At 32.1% G+C, this 12478-nt stretch carries 8 protein-coding genes; all 8 read left to right on the top strand.

The features are described from left to right. Positions 1-1015 precede the first annotated feature (1015 nt). The 8 genes from ATH1_RS0115915 (at position 1016) to ATH1_RS0115865 (ending at position 12311) form a co-directional block, all read left to right on the top strand. Positions 1016-1231 carry a hypothetical protein gene (locus tag ATH1_RS0115915; protein WP_010424011.1) on the top strand — a complete coding sequence of 72 codons (216 nt, stop codon included), beginning with the start codon at positions 1016-1018 and terminating at the stop codon, positions 1229-1231. Then, a complete protein-coding gene (locus ATH1_RS0115910; RefSeq protein WP_010424007.1) occupies positions 1221-1628 on the top strand; it encodes a putative toxin-antitoxin system toxin component, PIN family in 408 nt (135 codons plus the stop codon). The genes ATH1_RS0115915 and ATH1_RS0115910 overlap by 11 nt, the downstream gene beginning before the upstream one ends. Before the next feature lie 387 nt (positions 1629-2015). Further along, positions 2016-3806, top strand: a complete 1791-nt coding sequence (locus ATH1_RS0115900) for a hypothetical protein (protein WP_010424077.1) — start codon at positions 2016-2018, stop codon at positions 3804-3806. Then, the gene (locus ATH1_RS0115895) at positions 3803-4507 is read left to right on the top strand and encodes an OmpA family protein (protein ID WP_010424075.1); all 705 of its coding nucleotides are present in this window, start codon (positions 3803-3805) and stop codon (positions 4505-4507) included. Before ATH1_RS0115900 ends, ATH1_RS0115895 begins: the two co-directional genes overlap by 4 nt. After that, complete coding sequence (locus tag ATH1_RS0115890) at positions 4494-5897, top strand: EH signature domain-containing protein (RefSeq protein WP_010424074.1); 1404 nt, start codon at positions 4494-4496, stop codon at positions 5895-5897. Before ATH1_RS0115895 ends, ATH1_RS0115890 begins: the two co-directional genes overlap by 14 nt. Further along, complete coding sequence (locus ATH1_RS20195; protein ID WP_010424072.1) at positions 5890-9165, top strand: SNF2-related protein; 3276 nt, start codon at positions 5890-5892, stop codon at positions 9163-9165. The genes ATH1_RS0115890 and ATH1_RS20195 overlap by 8 nt, the downstream gene beginning before the upstream one ends. Positions 9166-9555: 390 nt before the next feature. Further along, a complete protein-coding gene (locus ATH1_RS0115875; protein WP_010424068.1) occupies positions 9556-10428 on the top strand; it encodes a KilA-N domain-containing protein in 873 nt (290 codons plus the stop codon). A 182-nt stretch (positions 10429-10610) separates the two neighbouring features. After that, the gene (locus ATH1_RS0115865; RefSeq protein ID WP_010424066.1) at positions 10611-12311 is read left to right on the top strand and encodes a hypothetical protein; all 1701 of its coding nucleotides are present in this window, start codon (positions 10611-10613) and stop codon (positions 12309-12311) included. The last annotated feature ends 167 nt before the right edge of the window (positions 12312-12478 follow it).

The following is a 12478-nucleotide window of genomic DNA, read 5'->3' as shown; positions in this document are numbered from 1 at the left end:
ATAGCTGGTCTGAAACCACGCCCAGGCGCATATAGCCGGGACGTTGGGGGGCATTTATAAAAAAACTATATGGTTTGAAAACCCAAATAAATCGGAGATACGATTTTGAAATTTTAAGCAAAGAATTAATTGATAAACAGCAAATTGCAAAACTAAAAAACGAACATAATCCAGAATTTTAATCGATTGAAAAAAGAGATTTTTAACCGGAAAATTGAATGAAAATTAAAATCGAGTTGTAAAGGCCTGAAAATTTCGATTGAAAATGAAATGGTTTACATTGAAAAACGCCGATTTTATTGACAAAACGGAATGAAAAAGTTTGTAACAGATTAAGCATTTCGCAATGTTTGAAAGCTGGACAAGAGTCAGAAATGATTAATAATTGAGTGGTATCGGGCTGAAAATGTCGGTTGGAAATGAAAAGATAACAATTACGACTTGAAAATGAAGCGATTTGCATTGAAAACCGCAGATTTTATTGGCAAAACCGAATTAATAAAAAAGTCTGTAACGGATTGAAAATTTCGCAACGGCTGAAAGAAAATTTAGCCAAAATCAATTGATAACGAAATAATTACAGCGAAAAAATTGCGCAAAATGATTAAAAACGAAATCGCAACGGCCAGAAAATGACGTAATAGAAACGAATTGGCCGAAAAATTTCTATTTTTAAGAATCATTCTTAACGAATTGAGAAAACCCGAATATAAAACCAAAACCTAACCAAATGAATAACAAACGAATAGATTGAAAAATACTTAACGGACAAAAGGAAAAACGCCCCCCAACAAAACTGTATACGCCAGCCGGGGCTCCACAGCATATTGCAAGCTTCGTTTTTCCTTGTTACCCGCTCACGGTTTGACACAAACTTTTCGGGTTGAAAGCCCCGGCCTGACGCATACAGCCGGGCGTTGCAGCGCATGTAAAAAAACAAGACAACATTTCTTCAATAGTACAAAAAGGCCCAAAGAAATTCAGAATTTCGTATCTTTGATAAAAACTGATAGCTATGGAATCATTACGTATTGATATCATAAATCCGAAAGCCAAACGACTGATTAAAGACTTGGCTGATATGAAATTAATTAAGATTAGAAAAGAGAAAACAAAATCGGAATTCTCTGAATTACTCGAAAAATTAAGAAGCCAATCCGAGAATGCGCCTTCTTTGGACGAAATAACTAAAGAAGTAGAATCAGTTAGAGCATCCCGATATGAGAAGTAAAAAGGTCATTCTGGACACAAACCTTTGGATTAGCTTTTTAATTACAAAAAACTACAACTTTATTGACAAATTTGTTGAGAATAAGAGAGTTACTTTGATTTTCTCGAAAGAATTAATTCAAGAATTCCTGACTGTTGCCACTCGACCAAAATTTCAAAAGTACTTCACAGACCAAGATATTCAGAAACTGCTTCGCTCATTTGACAACTTCGCAAAAATAATTGAAACCACATCAAATATAGAAATTTGTAGAGATTTCAAAGATAATTTCTTGTTGAACCTGGCAATTGACAGTAAAGCAGATTTTCTTGTAACGGGAGACAATGATTTATTGGAACTGAAGAGAATTGAAAAAACAAAAATACTAACTATCAGAGAATTAAAAGAAAAGATATAAACACGACGCTGCAACAAAACTGTATACGCCAGCCGGGGCTCCACAGCATATTGTAAGCTTCGTTTTTCCTTGTTACACGCTCACGGCTTGACACACACTTTGCGGGTTTGAAAGCCCCGGCCTGACGCATACAGTAGGGACGTTACCTGCAAGGCTAAAAAAAAGAAAGGGATTGCGAAAAATGAGAATATTGAAAAGAGAAATAAACAATATAATTGAAAGATTGACTAAATTGAGACATTTTGTTTTTGCAGACCCGCTTCTGCCCTTCGGGACAGTTAGGAAAGCCAGCGCACATTGCACACATTTGCAAATCGCACCAGCTACCGCACAGACCAAAATTTGCAAAAGAGTGCAATTTTGCCAACCCACTAAAGAGAATTGAGCATGAATTTTACAGATAGATTGATACCATTTTTAAGCAAGGAAGTTTTTGAAGAAAATACGCTTATCGCATATTGGGTTATAACTTTAATAGCCATCTTTATAATTTCCTTAGCGTACTTGCTAATTCATTTCTTCAAAATCAAAAAAAATATTAAAGTATCACAAATATCAGGTAGTAAGAAATTACAAAAGATTTGGAATGCTTACCAAGGGACTTTTAATGAGTATGGAGATAAACGTAAGACAACAGAATTCTCTGAAAATTATTTTAATGAGCCAAATATATTATATTCTTCTTTGAATCTTAGGGCTGTTAATAATGTGTCAAATACCCTTATAGGATTAGGAATATTAGGAACTTTTGTTGGTTTAACATATGGTATTGCTGATTCAAACTTTGAAACCACGGAAGCAATAAAAATGAGTATAAATAATCTTCTTTCGGGAATGGGTACTGCCTTTGTTTCATCAATTTGGGGAATGGGGCTTTCATTAATTTTTGCTAACATATTTAAAATATGGCAATCTCAAATCACAAAAAATATTCAGAATTTGTGTCTACAACTGGATAATGAGTATAAAATAAAACAACAAGACCTCGAAAACTACCACCAGAACAAGCAAAAAGCTATTATCAACGAGATTTTCAACGAATATCTTGTTTCCGATACAGATGAAGGCAAACAATTACCCAAAAATGTTTTCCGTCAATTATTAGATGAATCTGTAAAACAGACAGCTTCATTACAAACATTTTCTGATGACTTAGGTGAGAGTATTAATTTGGCAATGGAAAAACTTGTAGCAGATAATAATGAACAAATAAGTCTGCTAATTGAAGAAAAACTTGTTCCAGTGCTTGAAGATTTAAAACAAATTAAGCAGGATTCAGGAACCCAGGTCATTGAAAATGCAGTGGACAGGTTGGCAAACTCCATGAAATCAATGATGGATGATTTTAAAAACACTGTTACGAGTGATACTAAAAATGAAATGGAAGGACTTATTAAAAGATTAACGGTTGTTTCTGAAGCTCTTTCAGGTATTCCAGATTCAATGACAGACATAACACTACAAGTAACAGAAGTTATTGAAGCATTAAAAGAAACAGTAATTGACAACATAAATCAATCACGAACACAAGCACAAGAAATTAGTAAGCAAAACCAAGAGACATTTTCAGCTGCGACAAATGAGTATAAATCAACAGTTGAAGACATCCAAGCACACATGGAGTTATTACTTTCAACCCAAAAAGACAATATTAAACAGGTATCCGACTTAACAGATGAAATTAAAACAACTCTTTCTGAGAACAGTCAGGTAAATCAACAATTTGATTCAATGATTCAGAAATCTAGAATTGTTGCGCAGTTGATTGAAGATGTATCAACTAAATTTAAAAGCAACTCGGATTCTCTTTCTGTAACCTCAGATAATCTTAAATCCTCTATTTCGCATTTCGGAGAAAGTATAAATACATTCATTGACAGAAATGAAAATCTCCTTAAACATCAGGAAGAAACATTACAAAAAACGAAAGACATTGCAAACGAATACGGTAATAGATTTGAAACAATTGAAATAGGTTTATCAAGTATTTTTGACCAAATTCAATCCGGGCTTAAAGATTATCAAAAGACTACATCAGAAAATTTAAACCAGTATTTGGCTGAATTTTCAACTACTCTTTCAAAAGCACACGAAGGTTTAGAAAGTACAGTTTCTGGTTTGACTGAGATTAATGAAGAATTATCTGAGCAAATAGACAAATTAGTTTCTGTTAGATGAGTAAGAAAATTATTGAAATAGAAGACAATAATCAATTTAGCCTCTCTACAGGAGACTTAATGGCTGCTTTATTATTAATATTTGTTCTACTGCTTATAGGAACAATGTTAAAATTGCAGGAAGAATTTGATAGTAAAAGTGATATTGCAGAACGATATAAAGAACTTCAATTAGAGCTTTATAATGACCTATACGATGAATTTGAAGATGATTTGGAGGTATGGGATGCTGAAATTGATTCAGCACTTACGATAAGATTTAAAGAACCAGATGTGTTGTTTGATGCTGGAAGTTCAAATCTCAAATCTTCATTTGCAGAAATCTTAAATGTTTTTTTTCCAAGATACATCAATGTTTTACAAAACGATAAATATATTGAACATATTGAAGAAATAAGGATTGAAGGTCATACATCTATAGAAGGAAGAAATGGAATGGATGAACAAGAGGCATATTTCTATAATATGAAATTATCGCAAGACAGGACTCGTTCTGTATTACAATATTGCTTGAATTTATTAGACGGCAATACTGTAGCTTGGACACGAGATAGAGCTACTGCTAATGGATTATCTTCTGTAAAGCCAATTGCAGAAAATCAAACAGAATCAGGAAGAAAACAAAATCGGAGGGTTGAGTTTAGAATAAAAACAGATGCAGAAGAACAAATAAGAGAAATGCTACGATATGCAGAAAACTAATGACATATTGCAATGGTATTTCAAACCAAACGATTTAAGATACACCGCTGAACATTTGTTTTCAGAGAACACTAAACAGCAGGTCAAAGAATCCTTAATATCCCTTAATAATCTGATTGACAGATTGCCAGATGGTGGAAAATTACCTGAAAAAAAATTAATTAGGGATGTTTATTATTTGTTTTTCAAGAATTATCAAGAACCAGCTTTCACATTTGGTAAAAGAGATGTTCGTATTTTAATCTGGGCATTAGATTTTCAACCAAATTCTGATAGCGAAATAATTTTGTTTTCAAATAAATTAGACGCTGCTATCAATCTTATTAATCAGAATTGGAGAGATTCATTTATTCTAAGTTTATGGCACGTATTATTAAAAAACTGGCTCCACTTATTAAGTTATGATAAGCATCGTAACTTATTAACAAGTATTCTTGAAGAAAAATGTAAGCGTTACAATAAGAACAGAAATGACATTTTGAAAATTTCAAAAAATATTGATTTATTTTTACCTAAGAACTCGCCTGAACAATACGCAACACTACTTCTTGATAAGAACATATCTTTATCTAATGCTAACTTGCTTATAAACTTAAAGGAACACATTTTAAACTATGATTATTTTGCTTATGTCGCTAATAATTACGTAGATAAATCCGAAAACAATAATGTGAACGCTGAATTGGTAGCAGGTATTTATCTATTCTTAGAAAAGCATAATTCAAAGAAAACAAGTATGCTGATTTGTTCTCAAATTATAAATCAAGATAGATTTACAAATAATGTTGAAATAATTAAAAAGGAGACTGTAAAGCTTATTGGTGACCCTGTTAAAATACATGAATGGAGAAATTCTAAACTGAAGTCTGAGGAGCAACAACAAGTTGAGCAGGCAAGAAAAAAGTTAAATATTCTTCTAAACAAACATTTTATCAAGGTATTTTTTGAAAGGTTAGTCCAAGATGAAAGGCGTAAACGATATTGGCTGAAATTTATTGATAGAATAGATGATATAAAATTCAGTGGAAATAAAGCCAATTATCGTTATCTCAAGAATATTGAAAGTGTTTCTAAATATGTTGATTACCGGTATAAAATCACATCACGTAATCAGAGCACTTGTGCTTTAATTATTTATTCTAAGGACTTTGTATTTGTTGAGTTCACTGATACGGGAGCATTGTATATTTATAAAAAGCAGAGTTTTAATGTTAATCTTAATGCCCTCGATTCAATGGAAGACCTTAAAACGTGGTCAAGATATAAATATGCTTGCAAAAATTCAGATTATAGCGGTTATATAGATTTAGATATTGAAGGTAGAATTACACACCAAGGTTATTGGGAATCGCGATTCGATGCATGGATGAGAAAATACTATTATGATTAAATTCAATTATCATAACGATTATATTGAGTTGTTTTTTGAAACTCCATCAGGAGAAATTTTGAAATTTGATGACTGGTTATCTGTAATGGATAATCCAGCTTGTTTCAATGTTATTAATGATTTAACAGTTAATGGTATAGCCAATTTTATCGACTCTAAGAGAGTTTCAATAAACTATGATGACATTTCTCAAATTGATAGTTTTGAGTATGATACCTTGGGTTTTCCTAAACCTTATCCGTATGACATTTTCATAGATATTTTAGGTGGAGGGTTGAGAGACGTCAATTTGAAAATCCGGTTCTATTTTCAGGATTTTTCCCATGGCAATGGGTCTGGTGAAAATCTTTTCTATAATAAGCATAGGATAGGAGCTTATCTGAATAATGAACTTGAGTTCTTGCTTAACTCAAACCAATTTACTCTTATCAATGCGATTGCAAAGTTTAATCAAACTCAATTCCCAAATTCAACTTCTGTTTTAAAAGAATTATCAAGAATTCAAGAACTTGCTGCAATAGCAAATGCAGTTCTTTCAAAAATTCTGGTTGACACTTCAATCGTTACACCAGAAAAAATAAAATTTAATATCACACCACTTGATAATAATAAATATAAACTTTCACCAATCGTTGAGAAAGTTGATGCTCAGAAATTTCAAAGTTCATTTGAATTGTATCCAAGAGTAAAATCAGAATACAGCATAAAGGATGACAATAAGAAGGTAAGAGTTTTAATTGATGATGAAGAAAATGAGGAATCCAAAAGCTTAAAGACAGAACTTCAAAAACTAAAGCGAAAAAGTATATTTAATGGAGATGAAATTAATGAAATATATAATAACCTCACCAACTTTTGGGATTCAGATTTAATTGATTTAGATGACTTTAGCAAAAGAGTTTTAGAGCTTGGGATATATAAACCTCGATTCTACCCATTTATCAGCCCATATAAATCTGAATGGATACCAGGCATTGTAATTGATGATAAAAAGGAAGGAACCAGGCATGTTTCCATAAAAAATCAAAATGAATTTGAAGAATTAAAACTTTTGGTACATGAATCTAAAAAAAATGGAAATAGTTCTGTTTCATTCAAAGGTGAAGATATCGATTTAACACATATTGATTCAATATTGGATAATGCGCAACGGCAACTTAAATCTCCCCAAAAGCCTATTACCACAATAGAAAAAGAAAGAGAAAAGCCTGATTCTGAAACAAAGGTTTTAATTATTAAGGAAAATGCAGAAGAAAATGAGTATACAGAAGTAAAGGCTTTTTCTGAAGATGTAAGATATAAGTTCCAGCAGATTAATAATTTGTCATCTGAGATTCTACTAAAAGAGCATCAAAAAAATGGTATTGCTTGGCTTCAAACTCTTTCAAATGAACCTTATTCATTACCCGGAGTACTTCTCGCAGATGACATGGGATTAGGCAAAACATTACAGGTTTTATACTTTATTGAATGGTTTAATCAAATTAATAAAAGTAAGCCTGTGTTAATTATTGCTCCTGTTTCTTTATTGGAGAATTGGCAAAATGAATATGAGAAATTTTTTCCTGCCCCTAGTTTAAAAGCATTGACTTTGTGGGGAAGCAATGTTAAGAACTATATTATACCAAATAACAAGCAACAAACCATAAGCAACCTGAGTGATTCTGCAATTTATCTTACAACCTACGAAACACTTAGAAAACAGCAAATCCCCCTAGGACTTATAAACTGGGGTGTTGTTGTGCTTGATGAAGCTCAAAAAGTTAAAACCCCTGGAACGTTTGTTACAAATGCAGCAAAAGCATTAAAAGCAGATTTTAAGATTGCAATGACTGGGACTCCTGTAGAAAATTCATTAATGGATTTGTGGTGTATAATTGACTTTTGCAGCCCTGGTCTACTTGAAAACGCTAAAGAATTTTCAAAACAATATCAAAAACCGCTCAGTAATGAAAAAACGGATTTGGAACAAATTTCAGAAAATTTAAGAAATCGTATTGGAGTAACATTATTGAGAAGAATGAAATTTGATGTCGCAAAAGATTTACCTTCAATTGAATATTTGAAGCATGAAGAAAGTATGCCTAAAATACAATTCGATTCCTACTTAAATGAGTTAAATTCAATCGAAGAATTGAAATCTCAAAACGAATCCTCAAACCCTGTTTTACAAGGAATCTTCAACTTGCGAAGTATTTCTGACCATCCTTATTTGAAACATTACCAAATAGAAAAAATTGAGACAGACAGATTAATAAACAGTTCTGCTAAGCTGAAAAAAATAATTTCGATATTATCTGATATAAATCAAAAAGAAGAAAAAGCGATAATTTTCACTGAAAATAAGTCAATGCAAAGAGTACTTAGAAAAACAATAGCTGAATATTTCAAGATAATTCCGTCAATTATTAATGGTGAAACCCCCACAAGTAAAGCCAAATTTAGTAAAGCCAAATTAACAAGACAGCAAGAAATTGATAAATACCAGGATGTTAAAGGTTTTAATGTCATTATAATGTCTCCTGTTGCCGCAGGTTTTGGTTTGAATATTACCGAAGCTAATCATGTAATTCATTATACACGCCATTGGAATCCTGCAAAAGAGCAACAAGCAACAGATAGAGCTTATAGAATAGGACAAAAGAAGCCAGTGAAAGTATACTATCCATTGGCTGTTGCTCCCAATAATAATATTAAAACCTTTGATATTATTTTGGATGAATTATTACAAAGAAAATCTCATCTAGCGTCCAGTACATTGTTTCCTACAGAACAAATTGAGATTAGCAAAAATGATTTTATTACCTCTATGAGTTTTGATTCATCAACAAAAAGGTCCATTGATATTAGTTCTATAGACGATTTAGACCAATTAAATCCATTATCATTTGAAGCAGCAGTGGCAATATTATTTGAAAAAATGTTCAATGGTAATTCTTTCTTGACTCCAGTATCTAATGATAAAGGAGCAGATATTGTATTTTTTGGAGAGAACGCAAACTATTTGATACAAGTGAAGCAGAGCAGTTCCGCACTTGGTATTAGTTCTGGTCAGGAAATTAAATATGCAATCCCAGAATACAAAAGTAAATATGCAAGGGAATTTATACCAACAGTGGTTTCCAATAGCTTTTTCACACAAAATGCCATTGACCTAGCACAACAAAATGATATCGACTTGATTGATAGAAATATACTTAAAAAATGGATAAAGGAAAATCAATTAAACACTAGTAATATTGACAAAAAAATTAATGAAAGAATATGAGCCAACGCACGCAGCCAAGCACATTTGCAATTCGCACAAGCCAACGCTAAAACCAAAAATTGCAAAAGAGCTTGTCTGCCTGCCAACGCTTTTTTGCCGACCCGAAAAACAAAATTTGAATAGTGCTAAAATTGAAAATATAATGACTATAAACAAAGCCCAGCAGGTAACATCGTGTATAGTGCATTTGGCGGATAGTGCTAATTTCAAGGGTATTACATCAAATTAACATTGTAGGGGTTCGACAGGTTCGTGCTTCGAATCGCCAAACGACACCATACACGTAACCGTTGCCGTTCATTGCAAGGAAAAAAGCTGCAGTGTCGTCATTAAAAGTTAGATGAATAAGAATTGTATATTTGTAAGGAGCAAATACAATTTGATTATAATATGGCAAGTAAATCCCAGATAGAAGTTGAAAACAAACTCATTTCGATTGTCAGACAAGATGAGCAAGACTATATTAGTCTGACAGATATGGTAAAAGGAGAAGAAGGTTCTGACCATATCAGAAATTGGATGAGAAATCGCAACACGGTAGAATTTATTGGATTATGGGAAACTTTGAATAATCCCAATTTTAAACCTGTCGAATTCGACACCTTTAGAAAACAAGCTGGATTAAACAGCTTTAACTTAACCCCTAAGAAATGGATTGAAGCTACAAATGCAATTGGTTTAATCTCTAAATCTGGCAGATACGGTGGAACTTATGCTCATAAAGATTTAGCATTTGAATTTGGTTCTTGGATTAGTCCAATGTTTAAACTTCTGTTGATTAAAGAATATCAACGATTAAAAGAGATTGAGAGTAACCAATACAACCTTGAGTGGAATGTAAAACGGATTTTATCAAAAACCAATTATCAGATTCATACAGATGCTGTTAAAGATTGCATCCTGCCAGAGAAAAATTACGATAAGGATAAAGAATGGTTGATATATGCTGAGGAAGCTGATTTGTTAAATGTAGCGTTATTTAAATCTACAGCGAAAGATTGGCGTGAAGTGAATCCGGATAAAGCTAAAAAAGGATTAAACATTCGTGATTTTGCGAGCATAAATGAACTTGTTGTACTTGCTAATTTAGAAAACCTTAATTCCATATTAATCCGCAACCAAGTTGACAAAGAGCAAAGATATAGACAATTACGAGATATTGTAAAGATTCAGCTAAAATCACTTGACGAAAAGGATTTTATGAAAGCATTAAAAAAAGTATCAGACGATATATACATTGACAACAAAAATAAATTGAAATAAACAACGAAACGGCAACAAAACTGTATACGCCAGCCGGGGCTTCCACAGCATATTGCAAGCTTCGTTTTTCCTTGCTACCCGCTCACGGTTTGAAACAATCTTATGGGGTTTGAAAGCCCCGGCCTGACGCATACAGTAGGGACGTTGCCGCCAATGCAAGGTGAAAACAAACACGAAAAGAAATGAAAAATGGATTTGAAATAAAAAGAGTAATCAAGTATAGTTCCATTTTTGATGATGAAAAAAGAAGTTTAGACTATTATCTCACTGGAATTAAAAGAAGTGTTTTGATAAGAGCAACAACATATTTTCTAGGATTTTCCATAGATAACTCAAAATACGACAAAATAAAAAACTTTTTAGAATTCTTCTTTTGTAAGGAAAACAGCTCATTGGCGAATAAAATATATGATAAGCTAGTTGAATCCGGACAAATAATAATTAATACTCTAACAGCATTGCAGTTATTTGAATACAGTTTTGACCATTTAAATGAAGAAGAAACACAAGAAAAAAAGCAAGCTGAAGTGAATGTATTCAAAGCTATATTATTCCAAAATGAAAAAAATCTAGATGCCCAAAACAACGCTTTCTCTTCTACAGAACAAGTAAATGATGAAATAAAATTTGCTGCAACAGCACTTACTCAATCATTTGGATACTCTGACCTTATCAATTTTAATAAGCACGAAATATTTGTTGCACAATTAATTAAATCTATTTATTTGTTTGAATTCCTAGCATCTCACCCTAAGACTCAAGACCTTCTAAATGAATATCTTTCGACTTTTAAATGCCAAGATTGGAAAGAGTACCTTAAACGAATACTTCCCGTTGCAATGCCATATATCCAAAATGACAAGGAAGAAAGCAATGATATAGTTTTTTTGCAAGATAGTGATTGTGAATTCATAGAAAACTTGGCAATAAGAGACGATGATGTTGTAAAGGATTTTGATTTTCGAAAAATTCGCAGCAAACCATTGTATAATATTGAAGATAAAAAATATAGACTAATTTATGGTCTTTTTGCAATTGAACTATTGCACAAAGGCGTATTTTTTAAACTATCAGAAATTAACAAGAATCTAGACAAAAATAAAAAAGTAAAAGGTGACTTTAGGGGATTTTACTGCGATGAATTCTCAGAGAAATATTTATTGTATAATATTATTGAGCATATATATCGAAATAAATATTTCAAACTCAATGGAGCCCAGATTAAAAAGCAGATAAAAGATGCAGAACCTGACTATTATATAAGAAATGGGAATAATATTTTTCTTATTGAAAGCAAAGACGTACTTTTTTCAGCCGAAGTAAAACATTCTTATGATTATTCTATATATGAATCAATGCTGAAAGAGAAATTTTATTATGATGAAAATAATAATAAAGCTGTATTACAATTAATTACAAACATCAAACGCTTATTAAAAAATCAATTCCCTGTTGACAAAAAATATAAACCTCAAACCATTAAAATCTACCCAATTCTTATACTCCATAATTCACAACAAAATATTTCTGGGCTAAATGTATTAATTAATTATTGGTTCAAAAATGAATTAACCGAATTAGAAAGAAATGGAATTGACACAAAACGAGTTAAGCCTATTGCAATAATTGATATCGACAGTTTAATATTTCATCAAGATGCTTTTAGGAATAGAAAAATCAAACTTGAAAAAGTTTTAGACGACTATTTTAAGTATATTACATTTGACAAAAAAAAGAATTACAAAGATAAAAACCACTTTAATGACCACGTTAAAAGAACAATCGTACCTTTTTCTATTTTCTTAACTAATTATTTATCTGAAAGAGGCTTATGGTTTCTTCCAAGAATGTTAAAAGAAAAAGGATTCTCAATATTTAACTAAATTGAATGGAAAATAAGCACAGGCGGCAACAAAGCTATATACGCCAGCCGTGGCATCCACAGCATATTGAGGGTTTTGTATTTCCCTCTCCCATGCGTTCAAGCTGATAAATCCACAGCGGGTCTGAAACCACGCCCAGGCGCATATAGCCGGGACGTTGTTGCGAC

The sequence above is a fragment of the Anaerophaga thermohalophila DSM 12881 genome (genome assembly GCF_000191885.1).
GTDB lineage: Bacteria > Bacteroidota > Bacteroidia > Bacteroidales > Marinilabiliaceae > Anaerophaga > Anaerophaga thermohalophila.
Note: the sequence above shows the minus strand (reverse complement) of the source record. Positions and strands in the feature narration are given on the sequence as shown.

Coding starts and splice junctions, on each gene's coding strand:
- ATH1_RS0115915 (WP_010424011.1), top strand. CDS start 1,016: ATGGAATCATTACGTATTGATATCATAAATCCGAAAGCCAAACGACTG.
- ATH1_RS0115910 (WP_010424007.1), top strand. CDS start 1,221: ATGAGAAGTAAAAAGGTCATTCTGGACACAAACCTTTGGATTAGCTTT.
- ATH1_RS0115900 (WP_010424077.1), top strand. CDS start 2,016: ATGAATTTTACAGATAGATTGATACCATTTTTAAGCAAGGAAGTTTTT.
- ATH1_RS0115895 (WP_010424075.1), top strand. CDS start 3,803: ATGAGTAAGAAAATTATTGAAATAGAAGACAATAATCAATTTAGCCTC.
- ATH1_RS0115890 (WP_010424074.1), top strand. CDS start 4,494: ATGCAGAAAACTAATGACATATTGCAATGGTATTTCAAACCAAACGAT.
- ATH1_RS20195 (WP_010424072.1), top strand. CDS start 5,890: ATGATTAAATTCAATTATCATAACGATTATATTGAGTTGTTTTTTGAA.
- ATH1_RS0115875 (WP_010424068.1), top strand. CDS start 9,556: ATGGCAAGTAAATCCCAGATAGAAGTTGAAAACAAACTCATTTCGATT.
- ATH1_RS0115865 (WP_010424066.1), top strand. CDS start 10,611: ATGAAAAATGGATTTGAAATAAAAAGAGTAATCAAGTATAGTTCCATT.